The organism is Streptomyces sp. NPDC018026, from assembly GCF_044327745.1.
Classification (GTDB): Bacteria; Actinomycetota; Actinomycetes; order Streptomycetales; family Streptomycetaceae; genus Streptomyces; species Streptomyces rubrogriseus.
The window spans coordinates 193,121-211,426 of the sequence record NZ_JBIRFY010000012.1 but is presented as its reverse complement, the minus strand read 5'-3'; the positions used below and the strand labels follow the sequence as shown (position 1 = coordinate 211,426).

Below are 18,306 nucleotides of genomic sequence, written 5' to 3'. Positions count from 1 at the left end.
GGAACGGGGAGGGAAAGGAAAACGGGGAGGGGGATGGGGAGGGGGAGGACAGGGCGGGACGGAACACGGGGACCACCACCTGTGACGAGGGACCGGCTTGCGCTCCCACGATGGGGCCTGTCGCCGCGTCCCGCCGAAGCCCGTGGAGCACGGACCGGTTGTGGACAACTCCCTCACCGGAACGTGGCGTTCCCCGGGCTTCGGGCTTGCGGCCCTCCGCACCCCTACGGCAGCGCGATCCCGGGATCCATTCCGCCCAGCGCCGCCCCGCACGGGCAGTCCCGCTCCCCGGACGCCGGCAGCGCGGCCACCGCGTCGAACAGGACGCCCCGCAGCCGGTCCACGTTCGCCGCGAACACCCGCAGCACCTCCTCGTGCGAGACGCCCTCGCCGCTCTCCGCGCCGGCGTCGAGGTCGGTCACCAGGGTCAGCGAGGTGTAGCAGAGCTCCAGCTCACGGGCGAGCGCCGCCTCCGGGTGGCCGGTCATCCCCACCACCGACCAGCCCTGCGCCCGGTGCCACAGGGACTCCGCGCGGGTCCCGAAACGGGGTCCCTCGACCACGACCAGGGTGCCGCCGTCCACCGGTTCCCAGTCCCGTCCCCGGGCCGCCTTCAGCGCGGCGGCCCGCCCGGTGGGGCAGTACGGGTCGGCCAGCGACACGTGCACCACGTTGGGCACCGTGCCGTCGGGCAGCGGCAGCCCGTCGAAGTAGGTCGACGGGCGGGACGCGGTGCGGTCGACGAACTGGTCCGGCACCAGCAGCGTGCCCGGCCCGTACTCGGGGCGCAGGCCGCCGACCGCACACGGGCCGAAGACCTGGCGGGCGCCCACCGAGCGCAGCGCCCACAGGTTGGCCCGGTAGTTGATCCGGTGCGGCGGCAGATGGTGGCCGCGACCGTGCCGGGGGAGGAAGGCGACCCGCCGGCCGGCGACCTCGCCGAGGAAGAGGGAGTCGCTGGGCGGCCCGTACGGGGTGTCCACCCGGACCTCGGTCACGTCGTCGAGGAACGAGTAGAAACCCGAGCCCCCGATCACGCCGATCTCGACCCGCTCGTTCTGGGCCTGCCCGTTCCCGGCCTTCACCTTGTTCGCCATGCCCGCACCCTAACCGCCCGGCACAACGCCGAGGACCCCGTCGTCGGGGGACGACAGGGTCTCGTAAGAAGTGGGTCCCGCGCGGCGGAAGGGAAGGAACCGGCTTCCGCGCGACGGTGGCGGCCGGGTGCTACGCGGCGGTGCTGCCCGCGGAGGAGCTGCCGGAACCCGACGACGAACCGGATCCCGACGAGGACGCGGAGGACGACGAGGACGAACCCGAGTCCGAGGACGACGACGAAGCCGAGGACGAGGCCGTCTTCGAGGACGACGACGCCGGCGAGCTGCTCGACGAGCTGCCGCGGCTGTCGTTGCGGTAGAAGCCGGAGCCCTTGAAGACGATGCCGACCGCCGAGAACACCTTCTTCAGGCGGCCCTGGCAGTTCGGGCACTCGGTGAGGGCGTCGTCGGTGAACTTCTGCACCGCCTCGAGGCCCTCGCCGCACTCGGTGCACTGGTACTGGTACGTCGGCACTGTCTTCCTCCTGGCACTCTCACTCGATGAGTGCTAACGACGGTCCATAGTGACCTATTCCGCGGGATCAGTCCACTGTGGCGGGCGCGCGGTGACCGACACCACGTGCGACGGTGCGGCCGTGGGACCGGGTCGCCAGCCGCGACCGGAGCGCCACCAGGACCGCCAGCGCGAGGACCGTGCCGCCCATCGGCACCAGGAACCCGGCGCCGTCCCGCAACCGGTCCTCCAGCTGTCCGGCGACGGTCACGGCCGCCGCCTGGCCCAGCGCGACGGCGCCGGTCAGCCAGGTGAAGGCCTCGGTGCGGGCGCCCGCCGGGACCAGGCCCTCGACCAGGGTGTAGCCGGTGACGATGGCGGGCGCCACGCACATGCCGACCAGCAGGCCGAGGCCCGCCAGTACGAGCACCGAGTACGCGGCCCACAGCCCTGACGCGGTCAGCGCCAGGGCGGCGTAGCCGATCAGGAGGCGCCGCTGCGGGGCCACCTTCCAGGCGATGGCGCCGCAGGCCAGGCCGGAGACCATGTTGCCCGCCGCGAAGACGCCGTACAGGACGCCGTTGAGACCGGGCTCGCCGATGGACTCGGTGAACGCGGCCAGCGACACCTGCATGCCGCCGAAGACGGAACCGATGCCCAGGAAGGCGACGATCAGCACCCGCACGCCGGGCACCCGCAGCGCGGAAACGTGCTCCACGCGCGCGTGCCCGCCGTCGGCGTCGCCGACCTTCGGCTCGGTGCTCCGCCGGGCGGCGAACAGCAGGCCGCCCACCAGGGTGAGCGCGGCCTCCGTGACCAGGCCCGCGGCCGGGTCGACGGCGGTGCACAGGGCGGTTGCCACCAGGGGGCCGAGGACGAAGGTCAGCTCGTCGGTGACGGACTCGAAGGCGGCCGCCGTGCTCATCAGCGGGGAGTCCTTGAGCTTCACGGCCCAGCGGGCCCGCACCATGGGCCCGACCTGCGGCACCGAGGCGCCGGTGGGCACCGCCGCCAGGAACAGCGCCCACAGGGGCGCGTCCGCGAGCGCGAGGACGGTCAGGGTCAGCCCGGACGCCGCGTGCACGAGCACGCCGGGCAGCAGGACGGCGCGCTGCCCGTAGCGGTCGGCGAGCCGGCCGCTGTACGGGGCGAACACGGCCATGGAGACGCCGGTGACGGCCGCGGCGGCGCCCGCGACGCCGTAGGAGCCGGTGGTGTGCTGCACCAGCAGCACGATGGAGAGCGTCAGCATGGCGAACGGCTGGCGTGCCGCGAAGCCGGGGAGCAGGAACGTCCAGGCGCCGCGGGTGCGCAGCAGCTGCCCGTATCCCGGACGGGTGACCGTGGATGCCACGGCCCGTGCCTTTCTGCCGCCTGGTAGCGCGGTCCCGCTTCGTGACGGTCGTCGTGTGGGAGCGCCGAGAGCTGTCCACTTGCGCGGACTGCGGTAGATGCCGGAGCCCACGTGGACGAGGGGGCGATCCGACCGCCATACGGTCGCGCCAGCTCTGCTTCAGACAGAGGTGGTTCGATCAGGTGCGGCCTTCATCGTACAGGGGGCGGGGGAGGGGCGGCCTGTGAAAGGGAGCACCCCTCGCACGCTCACCTGCGATTGCCGCGGGGGCTCTCGCCGCCCGAGGTGCCCAGCCAGCCGGCCAGCTTGCCGCCGTGGCCGACCGCGCGCAGCCGCGCCTCGGCGGCGTCCCGCACCGGGTCGGTGGCGACCACCAGGAGTTCGTCGCCGCGGCGCAGCCCCGTGGTCGGCAGCGGTACGAAGGACGTCCCGTCGCGGACGACCAGCGTGACGGCGGCCCCGGTGGGCAGCCGCAGCTCGTTGACCTCGACGCCGTGCATCTTGGAACCCTCGGGGATCGTCACGGACAGCAGGTGCCCGCGCAGCCGTTCCAGGGGCGCCGACTCGATGCCGAGGTCGGCCGCCTCGTCGCCCGTGCCCAGGCGCAGCTTGCGGGCCAGCCACGGCAGCGTCGGGCCCTGCACCAGGGTGTAGACGACGACCAGCACGAAGACGATGTTGAAGATGCGGTGGCTGCCCGCGACGCCCTCGACCATGGGGATCGTCGCCAGGATGATGGGCACCGCGCCGCGCAGCCCGGCCCAGGACATCAGGGCCTGCTCCTGCCACGGCACCCGGAAGGGCACCAGGCACAGCACGACGCTCAGCGGGCGCGCCACCATGGTGAGCACCAGCCCGATGACCAGGGCGGGCAGGATGTCGTCGCCCAGTTCGTGCGGGGTGACCAGCAGGCCGAGCAGGACGAACATGCCGATCTGGGCGAGCCAGCCGAGTCCGTCGGCGAAGCCCCGGGTGGCGGGCCAGTGCGGCAGCCGCGCGTTGCCCATGACCATCGAGGCGAGGTAGACGGCCAGGAAGCCACTGCCGTGGGCCATCGCACCGGCCGCGTAGGCGGCGATGGCGATCGACATGACGGCGATGGGATAGAGGCCGGAGGCGGGCAGCGCCACGTGCTTCAGCCCCCACGACCCGAGCCAGCCGACCGCGAGTCCGATGGCCGCGCCGATGGCCAGCTCCAGGGCGATCTCGCCGATGAGCACGTACCAATGCTCGATCGGTCCCGCCGCGGAGAAGGCGACCACGAGGATGACCACCGGGGCGTCGTTGAAGCCGGACTCGGCCTCCAGCGTGCCCGTTATCCGCTTGGGCAGCGGAATCCGGCGCAGCACGGAGAAGACGGCCGCGGCGTCCGTGGAGGAGACGACGGCCCCGACGATCAGTGCCTGCCGCCACTCCAGCCCGGTGAGGTAGTGCGCGCCCGCCGCGGTCACGCCGACGCTCACCGCGACGCCGCCCAGCGCCAGCGCGGAGGCGGCCGGGAGCGCCGGTTTCGCCTCCTTCCACTTCGTGCCGAGTCCACCCTCGGCCAGGATCACGACCAGGGCCCCGTAGCCGATGACCTGGACCAGTTCGGCGTTGTCGAACTTGATGTCGCCGATGCCGTCCTGGCCCATGGCGACGCCGATGGCCAGGTAGACGAGCAGGCTGGGAAGCCCGCTGCGCGAGGAGATCCGGACCGCCGCCACGGCGATGAGCAGGACGAGCGAGCAGACGAGCAGGAGCTGGTTGAGGTGGTGGACAGTCAGCGGCCGTTCCCTTTCCCTGGCGCACCGCGTGGATCACAGCGCGGTCGAGCGCGCCCGCTCGGCGCGCGAGGCGAGCCCCGGTGGTCCACCGGCGCACCACCCCATGGCACACGAAACCGCCACGCTCTGCGGGCAACTACTTCGTTACCTTACCTAACTCTTGACGCTTTCTTGACGCTCGGCTTGGCAAGATCGAACGCCCGTGCGTCCGTGTACCCGACTCCGCGTCAAGGCGGAGCCGGGCCTGCGCCTAGAGTTGCTCCAGCGTTCGGCGTTCAGCGCCCGGCGCTCCGTACGAAGCACAGCCCGCCCCTGCCGCTCGTGTTAGGACAGCAAGGACAGCGATGCCCCCCACCACCACCGCCTCCACGGGTCAGCAGGCCGGCACGTCCGGCAGGAAGAAGGGGCGCAAGGGGCGCAAGGGCCGCCTGCTCGTCCTCGTGCTGGTCCTGGCACTCATCGGCGGCCTCGCCTACGGGGCGTACTGGTCGATCAGCACGGTCCGGGCGTCCTTCCCGCAGACCAAGGGCTCGATCACGCTGGACGGCCTGTCGGGCCCGGTCGACGTCAAGCGCGACGGGTACGGCATCCCGCAGGTCTACGCCTCCACCGAGGAGGACCTGTTCATGGCCCAGGGCTACGTCCAGGCGCAGGACCGGTTCTACGAGATGGACGTCCGCCGGCACATGACCGCCGGGCGCCTGTCGGAGATGTTCGGCAAGAGCCAGATCGACAACGACGAGTTCCTGCGCACGCTGGGCTGGCACCGGGTGGCGAAGAAGGAGTACGACGAGAAGCTCTCGGACTCCACGAAGAAGTACCTCCAGGCGTACTCCAAGGGCGTCAACGCCTACCTGAAGGGCAAGGACGGCGCGGACATCTCCCTGGAGTACGCGGCCCTCGGGTTCACCAACGACTACAAGCCCCAGGAGTGGACCCCGGTCGACTCGGTGGCCTGGCTGAAGGCGATGGCCTGGGACCTGCGCGGCAACATGCAGGACGAGGTCGACCGCGCGCTGATGACCAGCCGCCTGGGCCCCGAGCAGATCGCCGACCTCTACCCGGCCTACCCGTACGGCCGCAACAAGGCGATCGTCCAGGAGGGCCAGTACGACGAGCTGACCGAGACGTTCGACGGCGGCGGCGCGTCGGGCGGCGACGAGAGCGACGGCACGGGCACAGGCACCGGCACCGGCACAGGTACCGGCACGGGCACGGGTACCGGCTCGGGCAGCGCTCTGGAGGGCCAGCTGGCCGGCCTCCAGAACGTCCTGGACAACGTCCCCACCGCCGTCGGCGTGAACGGCAACGGCATCGGCTCCAACTCGTGGGTCGTCTCCGGCAAGCACACCATCACCGGCAAGCCGCTGCTGGCCAACGACCCGCACCTGTCGCCGTCCCTGCCGTCCGTCTGGTACCAGATGGGCCTGCACTGCCGCACCGTCTCCGACAAGTGCCGGTACGACGTCGCCGGCTACACCTTCGCGGGCATGCCCGGCGTGGTCGTCGGCCACAACCAGGAGATCGCCTGGGGCCTGACCAACTCCGGCGCCGACGTCACCGACCTCTACCTGGAGAAGATCACCGGCGAGGGCTACCAGTACGACGGCAAGGTGGTCCCCTTCGAGACGCGCGAGGAGACCATCAAGGTCGCCGGCGGCGACTCCAAGAAGATCGTCGTCCGTGAGACGAACAACGGCCCCCTGCTCTCCGACCGCGACGACGAGCTGGTGAAGACCGGCAAGAAGGCCACCGTCGAGACCGCCGCCCCCGACCGCGGCGACGGGTACGGCGTCGCGCTGCGCTGGACCGCGCTCGAGGCGGGCACCTCCATGGACGCCGTCTTCGCCATCGACCGGGCGCGGAACTGGGACGACTTCCGCGAGGCCGCCACGCTGTTCGACGTGCCCTCGCAGAACCTGGTCTACGCCGACGAGGAGCACATCGGCTACACGCTGCCGGGCCGGATCCCGGTGCGCGCCGAGGGCCACGACGGCTCCGTCCCGGCGCCGGGCTGGGACCCGAAGTTCCGCTGGACCGGCCAGTACATCGACCAGGACGAGCTGCCCTACGAGTACGACCCGGAGCGCGGTTACATCGTGACCGCCAACCAGGCCGTCGTCGACCCGGACAAGTACCCGTACACGCTCACCACGGACTGGGGCTACGGCGCCCGCAGCCAGCGCATCACCTCCCTGATCGAGCAGAAGATCAAGGACGGCGGCAAGATCTCCACCGACGACATGCGCCAGATGCAGCTGGACAACAGCAGCGAGATGGCCAAGCTGCTCGTGCCCCAGCTGCTGAAGATCGACATCGCCGACAAGGACGTCCGCGAGGCGCAGAAGCTGCTGGAGGGCTGGGACTACACCCAGGACGCCGACTCGGCCGCCGCCGCCTACTTCAACGCGGTCTGGCGCAACATCCTCAAGCTCGCCTTCGGCAACAAGCTGCCCAAGGAGCTGCGGGTCGAGGGCCAGTGCCTGTGGGTCGACCCGGTCAACACCACCGGCCCCGCGGACGAGACCAACAAGGTCCGCGAATGCGGCCAGCGCGACGCGGACCAGGCGCAGCCGGACGGCGGCGACCGCTGGTTCGAGGTGGTCCGCACGCTGATGGAGAAGCCCAAGAGCGACTGGTGGACGACGCCGGCCAACGGCACCCGCAAGGGCGCCGACCACAACCGCGACGACCTGTTCAAGCGCGCCATGATCGACGCCCGCTGGGAGCTGACCGCCAAGCTCGGCAAGGACATCGACTCCTGGAACTGGGGCCGCCTGCACCGCCTGTTCCTGAAGAACCAGACCCTGGGCACCGAGGGTCCCGGCTTCCTGAAGTACGCCCTCAACCGCGGCCCGTGGAAGCTCAGCGGCGGCGAGGCGGCGGTCAACGCCTCCGGCTGGAACGCGGCCGGCGGCTACGGGGTGATCTGGGTGCCGTCCATGCGGATGGTGGTCAACCTCGGCGACCTCGACAAGTCCCGCTGGATCAACCTCACCGGCGCCTCCGGGCACGCCTACAGCGCCCACTACACGGACCAGACCGACAAGTGGGCGAACGGCGAACTGCTGCCGTGGTCCTTCTCGAAGAAGGCCGTCGACGAGAGCACGAGTGACACGCTGGTGCTCAAGCCGTAGCCGCACCGTCCCCGTCGCACGAGAACGGCCTCCACGCGCGCGTGGAGGCCGTTTCCCGTCGGCAGCCCGGTCAGTGTCGGTGGAACCTGCGCACCCCCGACGGCGTCACCACGGCGTCCACCGGCCGGTCGTGCGGCTCCGCGGGGACGTGCGCGACGACCTCCCGGTCGTAGAGCAGCACCAGCAGCGCGGGGCGCGCGCCCGCCGCTGCCAGCCGGGCCAGCACCCGGTCGTAGGAGCCGCCCCCGCGCCCCAGGCGCAGACCGCGGCCGTCCACCGCGACCCCCGGCAGCAGCACGACGTCCGCCCGCGTCACCGCCTCCGGCCCCAGCCGCTCACCGGCGGGCTCGAACAGCTCCATCCGCCCGCCGTGGCGCACGCGCGCGAGGGAGTCCTCCCCGGTGTACTCGCCCCAGTCCAGGTCGTTGTCCGGCAGCAGCGCGGGCAGCAGCACGCGCACCCCCCGCGCGCGCAGCGCGTCCAGGAGCGCGAGGGTGCCCGGCTCGGCGCCCACGGAGACGTACGCGGCCACCGCGCGCGCCCCCGCGACCTCCGGCAGTCCGAGTGCCCGCCGGGCCAGCGCGTCCGCGGATTCCCGCACGTCATCCGGCGTCAACCTGTTCCTCGCCGCGAGGAAATCCCGCCGCAACGTCCGCTTGTCATGTTCGTCCACAGGGCCCTGATGGGGCATCGGTGACTCCCGTACCGCGCTAATGCGCTCATATGAGCGCCTATGATCCCGAGTCACAGATTCTCCCTATAGGCACCGGATATGGTGGCGCGCATGACTCAGTCCCACCACAGGATCAGCAAGGCTGTCATCCCCGCAGCCGGTCTCGGTACCCGGTTCCTGCCGGCCACCAAGGCCACTCCCAAGGAGATGCTGCCCGTCGTCGACAAGCCGGCGATCCAGTACGTGGTCGAAGAGGCCGTGGCCGCGGGCCTCGGCGACGTCCTCATGGTCACGGGCCGCAACAAGCGCCCCCTGGAGGACCACTTCGACCGCAACTACGAACTGGAGTCCGCCCTTCAGAAGAAGGGCGACGCGAGCCGCCTGGCCAAGGTCCAGGAATCCAGCGACCTCGCGATGATGCACTACGTCCGCCAGGGCGACCCCAAGGGCCTCGGCCACGCCGTGCTGTGCGCCGCCCCGCACGTCGGCCACGAGCCCTTCGCGGTCCTGCTCGGCGACGACCTGATCGACCCGCGCGACCCCCTGCTCCAGCGCATGATCGACGTCCAGGAGCAGTACGGCGGCAGCGTGATCGCCCTCATGGAGGTCGCGCCGGAGCAGATCCACCTCTACGGCTGCGCGGCCGTGGAGGCCACCGCGGACAGCGACGTGGTCAAGGTCGGCGGACTGGTCGAGAAGCCGGACCCGGCCGACGCCCCGTCCAACTACGCCATCATCGGCCGCTACGTCCTCGACCCGCACGTCTTCGACATACTCCGCACGACCGAGCCCGGCCGCGGCGGCGAGATCCAGCTGACCGACGCCCTCCAGCAGCTGGCCGAGGACGAGTCCGTCGGCGGCCCGGTGCACGGCGTCGTCTTCAAGGGCCGCCGCTATGACACCGGCGACCGCGGCGACTACCTGCGTGCCATTGTCCGCCTCGCATGCGAACGTGAAGACCTGGGCCCGGACTTCCGGACCTGGCTTCGCAGTTACGTAGCCGAGGAGATGCAGGGACGTTGAGCAGCAGCGCGCACCGTGACACCGGCCACGACCACGCCGCCCCGGGCCCCGGCCCGGACCGGCTGTGGTCGGTGCAGGACCACCTGGACGACGTCCTCGCTACCGTCCGCCCCCTGGACCCCATCGAGCTGAACCTGCTCGACGCCCAGGGCTGCGTGCTGGTGGACGACGTCACGGTGCCGCTGTCGCTGCCGCCGTTCGACAACAGCTCCATGGACGGGTACGCGGTGCGGGTCACCGACGTCGCGGGCGCCAGCGAGGAGTTCCCCGCCGTCCTGGAGGTCGTCGGGGACGTCGCCGCCGGCCAGGCCGAGGCGCCGTCCGTCGGCCCCGGCCAGGCCGCCCGCATCATGACCGGCGCCCCACTGCCGCCCGGCGCGGAGGCCGTCGTGCCCGTGGAGTGGACCGACGGCGGGCTGGGCGAGGGACCGGTGGCCGGAATGCGCGCCCGCAGCCTGGCCCCGGAGGGCGCCGAGGGCCATGTGCACGTGTACCGGCCGGCCGAGGAACGCGCGCACGTACGCGCGAAGGGCAGCGACGTCCGCTCCGGCGACCGCGCCCTGGCGGCGGGCACCGTCCTCGGCCCCCCGCAGATCGGCCTGCTGGCCGCGATCGGCCGGGGCACGGTACGGGTGCGCCCGCGCCCGCGCGTGGTGGTGCTCTCCACCGGCAGCGAACTCGTCCAGCCCGACGAACAGCTGGCGTCCGGTCAGATCTACGACTCCAACAGCTTCGCCCTCACCGCGGCCGCCCGCGACGCCGGTGCCATCGCCTACCGGGTGGGCGCCGTCACCGACGACGCCGACACCCTGCGGTCCACCATCGAGGACCAACTGGTGCGCGCCGACCTGATGGTCACCACCGGCGGGGTGAGCGTAGGGGCGTACGACGTGGTCAAGGAGGCGCTGGCACACGTCGGCGACGAGGACGAGCCGGGCGGCGGCGTGGACTTCCGCAAGCTCGCCATGCAGCCCGGCAAGCCCCAGGGCTTCGGCTCGATCGGCCCCGACCACACCCCGCTGCTGGCCCTGCCCGGCAACCCGGTGTCGTCGTACGTCTCCTTCGAGCTGTTCGTGCGCCCCGCGATCCGTACCCTCATGGGGCTGCCCGACGTGCACCGTCCGACGGTCACCGCGTCCCTGGCCGCGGACAAGGCGCTGACCTCGCCGAAGGGCCGCAGGCAGTTCCTGCGGGGCAGCCACGACGGCGGTTCGGTCACCCCGGTGGGCGGTTCCGGCTCGCATCTCGTGGCCGCCCTCGCGCAGGCGAACGCCCTGATCGTCGTCCCCGAGGACACCGAGTCCGTAGAGCCCGGCACCGAGGTCGAGGTGGTCCTGCTCGGCTGAGCGGTGCCCGATGGCGGTAGCGTGTCGCGCACAGCAGGCCCACGCGCCGCCCCGCGCCGGGCCAGGACCGGGAGCGCCACACGAGCATGAGTACCCAGGACCGGCCGTCCGGGAGCGGACAGGACCCGCAGGACCGGCTGACGCACATCGACGAGGCGGGCGCCGCCCGGATGGTCGACGTGTCCGGCAAGGACGTGACCGCGCGCACCGCCCGCGCCAGTGGACGCGTCCTCGTCGCGCCCCGCGTGGTCGAGCTGCTGCGCGGCGAGGGCGTACCGAAGGGCGACGCCCTGGCCACCGCGCGGATCGCGGGCATCATGGGCGCCAAGCGCACCCCCGACCTGATCCCGTTGTGCCACCCGTTGTCGGTCTCCGGTGTGAAACTGGACCTGTCGGTCGCGGACGACGCCGTGGAGATCACCGCCACGGTGAAGACGACGGATCGCACGGGCGTCGAGATGGAGGCGCTCACCGCGGTCTCCGTCGCCGCGCTCACCGTGGTCGACATGGTCAAGGCGGTCGACAAGGGAGCGGTCATCACGGACGTGCGGGTGGAGCAGAAGACGGGCGGCAAGTCCGGCGACTGGAACCGGTCATGACGCCGGACGCCGACGTGGGAGGCGCCCTCCTCGGGCCGTACGCCGCCCTGGTGGTCACGGCGTCCAACCGGGCCGCCTCCGGTGTCTACGAGGACAAGGGCGGGCCCCTGATCGCCGAGGGCCTGCGCCGCTTCGGCTTCGACGTCGACGGCCCGCAGGTCGTGCCCGACGGCGACCCCGTGGAGGCCGCCCTGCGCGCGGGCGCCGAAGCGGGCTACGACGTGATCGTCACCACCGGCGGCACCGGCATCTCGCCCACCGACCGCACCCCGGAGGCGACCCGCGCGGTGATCGACCACGAGGTCCCGGGCATCGCGGAGGCGATCCGGGCGTACGGCCGGGACAAGGTGCCGACCGCCGCGCTCTCCAGGGGACTGGCCGGAGTGGCGCGGGAGACGCTGATCGTCAACCTGCCGGGCTCCTCCGGCGGGGTGAAGGACGGTCTCGCGGTACTGGAGCCGCTGCTGAAGCACGCCGTGGACCAGCTCCGCGGCGGCGACCACCCGAGACCCGCCACCGGTGGGGGTGCGAGCTGAACGGCCCGTCCTGGCCCGCCGAGCTGACGGACGGCGACATCGTCCTGAGGCCGATAAGGCTGCGCGACCAGCGGACCTGGCGCGAGGTCAACCGGCGCAACCGGGACTGGCTGCGCCCGTGGGAGGCCACCATCCCGCCGCCCGGGCCCGGCGGCCCGATCGCGCACCGGCCGACCTACCGCCAGATGGTGCGGCACCTGCGCTCCGAGGCCCACGCGGGGCGGATGCTGCCGTTCGTCATCGAGTACCAGGGGCGGCTGGTCGGCCAGTTGACGGTGGCCGGCATCACCTGGGGCTCGATGTGCTCCGGACACGTCGGCTACTGGGTGGACGAGGCGGTGGCCGGCCGCGGGGTGATGCCGACGGCCGTGGCGCTGGCCGTGGACCACTGTTTCCGCACCGTCGGACTGCACCGCGTCGAGGTCTGCATTCGCCCCGAGAACGCGCCCAGCCGCCGGGTCGTGGAGAAACTCGGATTCCGCGAGGAGGGTCTGAGGCCGCGATATCTGCACATCGACGGAGCCTGGCGGGACCATCTCGTCTTCGCACTCACCGCGGAAGAGGTTCCGGAAGGACTGCTGCGGCGATGGCACCGGTCACGGCACCGCAGTACCCCCAACGCGGGGAACAGCGGCAGCACCGGCAACACCGGGAATTGAATAAACGTTCGAAATTGATCGGGCCGTGACCGTCCCGAAGCGGATAATTTCGCGGTCCTGGCAGTCGGCTGATCGGATCGGTCACAAGAAAAGTTCGAAATATCAGCCAGATCGTGCGACACACCGGCTCAATTGGCGGATGGCCTCACGCAAACCCCTCTACCGTGTGAGGCGTGAGCAGCAGCGGCCTCATCTACGCAGTCATCGTCGGGGCCTGGGCCGCCTACTTGGTGCCGATGTGGCTCCGTAGGCAGGACGAGCTGAACGAGGCCCGTCCGACCGAACGCTTCAGCACCGCCATCCGGCTCCTGTCCGGACGGGCGGGCATGGAACGCCGGTACGCCAAGGACCTGCGGTCGCGCTCCGCCGACGAGGCGGGGCCCGACGCCGACGCCCCGGACGCCGTCACCGATTCGGTGGACGTCCGGGCCTTCGCCGTGTCCAGGACCCGACGGCACACCCGGCCGACCCCGCCCCGGCAGGCGGCGGAGCGGCCCGAGACGGCGCGCCCGCGGTCGGGCGGACCCGAGGACGGTCCGAGACCCGGACACTCCGCGGAACCCGGCCGCCAGGCCGGATCCGGCGCGGCACCGGCGCGGGGGCGGGTGCCGCAGGCGCGCCGCGCACCCGTCTCACCGGGGGCCGCGGCACGGGCCCGGCGCAGCAAGGCGCTCGCCCGCCGCCGGCGTACCACCGTGATGCTGTTCCTGGCCTTCACGCTCGGCTCGGTCGTCGCGGCGGTCGGCGGGCTCGCGTTCCTGTGGGCACCGGGGGTGCCCGCGGTGCTGCTCAGCGCCTACATCGCCCATCTGCGGGCGCAGGAGCGCCGGCGCTTCGCCTTCCAGATGGACCGCCGCCAGGCCGAGGCCGCCGCACAGCGACTGCGCGACCGAGACCCCCGCCCGCGCCGGCGCGGACCCGCCCCCGCCGCTCCCGGCACCGTCGGCGACCTCGACGCCGAGGAGCCGGACGACGGACCCGAGACGGAGTCCGGCGCCGGAATGTCCGCGCTCGCCGCGGACCGGCGCGCCCTGGTCGAGCAGACCGACCACGCAGAATGGGTCGACCAGCAGCGGGAGCGCCGGGGGCGCCCGCAGGGCGACAGCTGGGACCCGGTGCCGGTGCCGCTGCCCACCTACGTGACCGCCCCGGTCGCCCCCCGCGCCACGCCCGACGTGGACCTCACGGCGCCGGACGCCTGGAGCTCGGCGCGCTCCTCGGCCGTCGCGCCCGACCAGGACGACACCGCCCGGCCCTCCGGCGCGGACCGGGACCGCCCGGCGGACGCAGCGGCGCACGCAGACGCGCACGCACCGGCCGAGGAGCGTCCGGAGACCCCGGGCCGCAGCGGTGCCCGCCGTGCCGCGTCGGCCCGCCGGGCCAGGGAGCGCGGCCGCACACCGCTCTTCGACCAGTACGACGACGGTGACCGCCCCCGCGCGGCCAACGAGTAGCCGTAAGCGATTTTTGAGCAGGCCGGACGGGGTGCTAGAGTTTCACTCGTTGCAAGGGCCTGTGGCGCAGTCTGGTAGCGCACCTCGTTCGCATCGAGGGGGTCTGGGGTTCAAATCCCCACAGGTCCACGCACATTGACGAAGGTCCCGTCCGATCATCACGATCGGACGGGACCTTCGTCGTTTCCCGGCCCTGGCCATGGTCCTGGTCCTGGCCTCGTCCGCGCCTCCGAGACGCATCCGTGATCATGTACAGCGCAACCTTGGGCGTTTCCCGCGGGTCACCTGTGCGCGGTGTCACGCAGTGGCACCTTCTCGTCGTCTGGGGAACGGAAGAAGCACACCATGAGACCTAGCTCCCTGCACTCGCCCTGGGCGCGTGCGGCAGTGGCCGGCGCGGCGGCGGCCGGGCTCGCCGCGGCCGGACTGGCCGGCGTCGCCCACGCGGCGGACGGGCAGGCGCCGCTGCCCGTCACGATCACCGGCACGGACCGGGTGGACCTGGCGCTCGACGGGGCCGAGGGCGAGCCCGGGGAGCCGCAGATCGGGCTCGGGATCACCGGCCCGGGGGAGTACGACCCGGACAGCGACACGGACCCGGAGCCGATCCCCAACAGCGGCTACAAGGTCACCATCGACGCCACCGCGCTCAAGGGCTTCGCCAAGGTCGGCCTGCCGCGGTCCTGCGACGTGGACGGCCTGGTCGCGGTCTGCCAGGAGAGCAGCCTCTACCCGGGCGCCAGTTACAACCCGTACTGGAGCGTCCGGCTCGACCCGCTGGACTCCGCCGAGGCCGGGGACCACGGCGTGGTCAAGGTCACCGGCGAGGGCGAGGGCCTGGCGTTCAACGAGCACACCGTCGACGTGCTGGTCGGCGGCCCGGAGCTGCTCGGGAAGAAGCTCCCCGCCCAGCCCGCGGGCTTCGAGGCCGGCGACACCTACCGGGCCCCGCTCGGCTTCCGCAACGTCGGCGGCATGCCGGCCCACGGCGTCGTGCTCCGCTTCACCGGCAGCCGCGGCCTCTCCTTCCCCGACTCGTACGACAACTGCTCGTACGCCGAGGAGAACAAGGACAACCTGATCCGCTACCGCCAGGTCGCCCTGTGCACCTTCGAGGGCGACTTCGCGCCCGGCACGGCCTACGAACTGAGCGAGCCGATCGCCGTGAAGACCGCGGACTTCGCGCTCGGCGACATCTTCAGCTACGGCTTCGACGCGATCGGCGCCGAGGGCGCGGGCGCACTGCGCGCGGGCGCCGACCACCGGCAGGGGTCCGGCCGGACGCTCACCCTGAAGCCGGCCGGGGGCGGCCAGAGCGGCGAGTACACCAAGTACACCGAGATCGACCTGGCCACCGGGAACAAGTACGACTTCGACCTCACCGGGGCGCGCGTCGAGGGCGAGCAGGGCGAGACCGTCACCGTCGACATCGGCCTGAGCAACCACGGGCCCGCCTGGCTCGGTTCGCTGCGCGCGGGCGGTGAGCCGATCGGTTTCACCGTGCAGATCCCCGAGGGCTCCTCGGTCGTGGAGAGCCCGAGCCCCTGCCGGCCCATGAACGCCGGGACGGCGTCCGAGTACCTGTGCTTCGCCGACACCCCCTTCATGGAGGACGACGAGCGGAGCTTCCCGTTCAAGCTGCGCATCGACAAGGTCGTCCCGGGCGCCAAGGGCAAGATCTTCCTGCCCCAGTACGAGGACCCGAGGGAGGGCGACCCGTCCAACGACACCGGCTGGATCGTGCTCAACGGCACGGGTGACGAGGAGACGCCGGGCGACACGGGCGACACCGGCGGCACCACCGGGGGCTCGGAGTCCACGGGCGGTACGGGCACCACCGGCGGCGCGGACTCCGCGGGCGCTGCGGGCGGCGGTTCGCAGACCACGGGCGGCACCGGGACCGACGGCGGCTCGGACACCACCGGCGGCACCACCGGGACCGGTGGCACGACCGGCGGACAGTCGCCCCAGGGCGGCGAGGGCGACGGACTGCTCGCCTCTACCGGCTCCACCGCTCTGCTCGCCTCCGCCGGAGCGGCCCTCGCCCTTGCCGCGGGCGGCGCGCTGTTCGTCGTCGCGCGCCGTCGCAGGGCGGGCACCGCGGCCTGACACCGGCCGCGCCGCGCCGCATCGCTACGGGACCCGGAGTGCCTTCGCGTAGCAGAGGCTGTCCTCGTGGAAGCGGTAGTAGCCGAACTTCCCGCAGGGCTCGTAGCCGCTGGACGTGTACAGGGCCACGGCCTCCGGCTGCTTGGTGCCGGTCTCCAGCACCATCCGGGTCCGGCCCGCCGCACGGGCGTCCTCCTCCAGGGCGGCCAGGATGCGGCGGGCCAGCCCGCGCCCGCGCACCTGCTCGACCACGAACATCCGCTTGAGTTCGGCGTCCCCGTCGAGATTGCCCTCGTCGTTGGCGTCCTGACTGCGCCAGCCGCCCGAGGCGACCGGGGCGTCGTTCTCGTCGTACACGATCAGGTACTGGCCGTTCGGCGGCGCGAAGTCCGACGGGTCCAGGTGCGTGGCGTCGCCGCCGTCGCCGTAGCGGACGTCGTACTCGGCCTGGACCTCGTCGTTGAGCTTCACGGCGTCGGGGTGGTCGAAGGGGACCCGGCGTATGTTCATTCTTCCTACCGTATATCGATGCGGAGTCCGGAGCGGGACACCGTCCAGTGTGCCGGTATCGTGCCGGGATGCTCACCGTGACCTCCGTCAACGTCAACGGCCTGCGCGCCGCCGCGAAGAAGGGCTTCGTGGAGTGGCTCGCCGGCACCTCCGCCGACGTGCTGTGCCTCCAGGAGGTGCGGGCCGAATCCCACCAACTGCCGGACCACGTCGGCGCGCCCGAGGGCTGGCACGTGACGCACGCCCCCGCCGCCGCCAAGGGCCGCGCCGGTGTCTCCCTCTACACGCGCCGTGAGCCCGACGCCGTCCGCGTCGGCTTCGGCTCGACGGAGTTCGACACCAGCGGCCGCTACGTCGAGGCCGATCTGCCCGGTGTGACGGTCGCCTCCCTCTACCTCCCCTCCGGCGAGGTCGGCACCGAGCGCCAGGACGAGAAGGTCCGCTTCATGGGCGAGTTCCTCGCCCACCTCAAGGAACTGCGCGAGCGCGCCGCCGCCGAGGGGCGCGAGGTCGTCGTGTGCGGCGACTGGAACATCGCCCACCGCGAGGCCGACCTGAAGAACTGGCGCGCCAACAAGAAGAACTCCGGGTTCCTGCCGGAGGAGCGGGAGTGGCTCGGCCGCGTCCTCGACCCGGCGGAGGGCGGGTACGTGGACGTGGTGCGCACGCTGCATCCGGACGCCGAGGGACCGTACTCGTGGTGGTCCTACCGGGGGCGGGCCTTCGACAACGACGCAGGTTGGAGGATCGACTACCACGTCTCCACTCCCGGGCTGGCCGCCAAGGCCGTCAAGGGGTACGTCGAGCGCGCCGCCACGCACGCCGAGCGGTGGTCCGACCACGCACCGGTCACGGTGGTCTACGACCGCTGAGGGCGGCCTCGTCCGGTCCGCTCAGTCCGCCCGCTTGCGCATCCGCCGGTCCAGGGCCAGGGACAGTTCCGCCTCCACCACGCTGCGGGCCAGCGGGCGCAGGCGGTGCAGATCCGGTTCGGGGGCGTGGCGCAGTATCAGGTCGGCGAAGAGTTCCGCGAGGGCGTCGGCGTGCTCGCGGACGCGGACGCCGGCCTGGAGGACCTCGCCGAGCGGGATGCCCTCGCGGACCAGGGCCGAGGAGACCTCCAGGAGGCGGTGGCTGATGTGGACCAGTTCGTCGCCGTCGGTGCCGAGGTAGCCCAGCTCCATCGCGGCCGCCAGGTTCTCCGGGGTGACCTCGCCCTCGAAGCGGGCGGCGAGTTCCTCGGGGGTGAGGCGGACCGGCGTCTCCTCGGTGGGCTCGCCGAGGCCCAGCAGGTCGCCGACGTCGCGGCCGTGGTCGAAGGCGTCGGCCAGCTCCGCGATGCCGTTCAGGGTGTGGCCGCGTTCCAGGAGGGCCGCGATCGTGCGCAGGCGGGCCAGGTGGTGGTCGTCGTACCAGGCGATGCGGCCCTCGCGGCGCGGCGCCGGGATCAGTTTGCGTTCGCGGTAGAAGCGCAGGGTGCGCACCGTGATGCCGGCCAGCCGGGCCAGTTCCGCCATGCGGTATTCGCGCTTCTCGGTCACGTCACCGACCCTATGGCGTACCGGCGGTAACTTTCCTCCGTCCAACCC

16 protein-coding genes and 1 tRNA gene are annotated in these 18,306 nt (G+C 72.2%); 10 read left to right on the top strand and 7 right to left on the bottom strand.

The window, feature by feature from the left end; genetic code table 11:
* Positions 1–224: 224 nt before the first annotated feature.
* From ACH4D3_RS31115 to ACH4D3_RS31100, 4 genes are all read right to left on the bottom strand, one after another.
* Entirely contained in the window at positions 225–1,097 is an 873-nt protein-coding gene (locus ACH4D3_RS31115; RefSeq protein ID WP_398328928.1) for an S-methyl-5'-thioadenosine phosphorylase, read from the bottom strand.
* 130 nt (positions 1,098–1,227) lie between these two features.
* Positions 1,228–1,572, bottom strand: coding sequence for an FmdB family zinc ribbon protein (locus ACH4D3_RS31110; protein ID WP_398328925.1), 345 nt, complete (start codon positions 1,570–1,572; stop codon positions 1,228–1,230).
* 67 nt (positions 1,573–1,639) lie between these two features.
* Positions 1,640–2,905 carry an MFS transporter gene (locus ACH4D3_RS31105; protein WP_398328922.1) on the bottom strand — a complete coding sequence of 422 codons (1,266 nt, stop codon included), beginning with the start codon at positions 2,903–2,905 and terminating at the stop codon, positions 1,640–1,642.
* A 248-nt stretch (positions 2,906–3,153) separates the two neighbouring features.
* Positions 3,154–4,671 (bottom strand): potassium/proton antiporter, encoded by a 1,518-nt coding sequence (locus tag ACH4D3_RS31100; RefSeq protein ID WP_398329060.1) that lies wholly within the window; start codon positions 4,669–4,671, stop codon positions 3,154–3,156.
* A gap of 344 nt (positions 4,672–5,015) precedes the next feature.
* Here ACH4D3_RS31100 and ACH4D3_RS31095 point away from each other — a divergent pair, with 344 nt between their 5' ends.
* Positions 5,016–7,808 carry a penicillin acylase family protein gene (locus ACH4D3_RS31095; protein ID WP_398328920.1) on the top strand — a complete coding sequence of 931 codons (2,793 nt, stop codon included), beginning with the start codon at positions 5,016–5,018 and terminating at the stop codon, positions 7,806–7,808.
* Between the two features lie 70 nt (positions 7,809–7,878).
* Here the strand turns inward: ACH4D3_RS31095 and ACH4D3_RS31090 are convergent, their stop codons facing one another.
* Positions 7,879–8,499 (bottom strand): 5-formyltetrahydrofolate cyclo-ligase, encoded by a 621-nt coding sequence (locus tag ACH4D3_RS31090; RefSeq protein WP_398328917.1) that lies wholly within the window; start codon positions 8,497–8,499, stop codon positions 7,879–7,881.
* Between the two features lie 93 nt (positions 8,500–8,592).
* Between ACH4D3_RS31090 and galU the strand changes: the two genes are divergently transcribed.
* The 8 genes from galU (at position 8,593) to ACH4D3_RS31050 (ending at position 16,207) form a co-directional block, all read left to right on the top strand.
* Entirely contained in the window at positions 8,593–9,504 is a 912-nt protein-coding gene (gene galU / locus ACH4D3_RS31085; RefSeq protein WP_398328914.1) for a UTP--glucose-1-phosphate uridylyltransferase GalU, read from the top strand.
* Positions 9,501–10,850: a gephyrin-like molybdotransferase Glp gene (gene glp / locus ACH4D3_RS31080; protein WP_398328911.1), complete on the top strand. Its 1,350-nt coding sequence runs from the start codon at positions 9,501–9,503 to the stop codon at positions 10,848–10,850. Before galU ends, glp begins: the two co-directional genes overlap by 4 nt.
* An 86-nt stretch (positions 10,851–10,936) precedes the next feature.
* Complete coding sequence (gene moaC / locus ACH4D3_RS31075; RefSeq protein WP_061444236.1) at positions 10,937–11,449, top strand: cyclic pyranopterin monophosphate synthase MoaC; 513 nt, start codon at positions 10,937–10,939, stop codon at positions 11,447–11,449.
* Positions 11,446–11,985 (top strand): molybdenum cofactor biosynthesis protein B, encoded by a 540-nt coding sequence (locus tag ACH4D3_RS31070; protein ID WP_398328908.1) that lies wholly within the window; start codon positions 11,446–11,448, stop codon positions 11,983–11,985. Before moaC ends, ACH4D3_RS31070 begins: the two co-directional genes overlap by 4 nt.
* Positions 11,982–12,644: a GNAT family N-acetyltransferase gene (locus ACH4D3_RS31065; RefSeq protein WP_398329057.1), complete on the top strand. Its 663-nt coding sequence runs from the start codon at positions 11,982–11,984 to the stop codon at positions 12,642–12,644. The genes ACH4D3_RS31070 and ACH4D3_RS31065 overlap by 4 nt, the downstream gene beginning before the upstream one ends.
* Positions 12,645–12,817: 173 nt before the next feature.
* On the top strand, positions 12,818–14,098 hold the full coding sequence (gene glpR / locus ACH4D3_RS31060; protein WP_398328905.1) for a gephyrin-like molybdotransferase receptor GlpR: 1,281 nt from the start codon (positions 12,818–12,820) through the stop codon (positions 14,096–14,098).
* Between the two features lie 55 nt (positions 14,099–14,153).
* Positions 14,154–14,227 (top strand) — tRNA-Ala (locus ACH4D3_RS31055).
* A 216-nt stretch (positions 14,228–14,443) separates the two neighbouring features.
* Complete coding sequence (locus tag ACH4D3_RS31050; protein ID WP_398328902.1) at positions 14,444–16,207, top strand: hypothetical protein; 1,764 nt, start codon at positions 14,444–14,446, stop codon at positions 16,205–16,207.
* Between the two features lie 24 nt (positions 16,208–16,231).
* Here ACH4D3_RS31050 and ACH4D3_RS31045 read toward each other — a convergent pair whose 3' ends face one another.
* Positions 16,232–16,717: a GNAT family N-acetyltransferase gene (locus ACH4D3_RS31045; protein WP_398328899.1), complete on the bottom strand. Its 486-nt coding sequence runs from the start codon at positions 16,715–16,717 to the stop codon at positions 16,232–16,234.
* Positions 16,718–16,785: 68 nt separating this feature from the next.
* Between ACH4D3_RS31045 and ACH4D3_RS31040 the strand changes: the two genes are divergently transcribed.
* Complete coding sequence (locus ACH4D3_RS31040; protein ID WP_398328896.1) at positions 16,786–17,589, top strand: exodeoxyribonuclease III; 804 nt, start codon at positions 16,786–16,788, stop codon at positions 17,587–17,589.
* Between the two features lie 21 nt (positions 17,590–17,610).
* Here the strand turns inward: ACH4D3_RS31040 and ACH4D3_RS31035 are convergent, their stop codons facing one another.
* Positions 17,611–18,258, bottom strand: coding sequence for a MerR family transcriptional regulator (locus tag ACH4D3_RS31035; protein ID WP_398328893.1), 648 nt, complete (start codon positions 18,256–18,258; stop codon positions 17,611–17,613).
* Positions 18,259–18,306 lie beyond the last annotated feature (48 nt).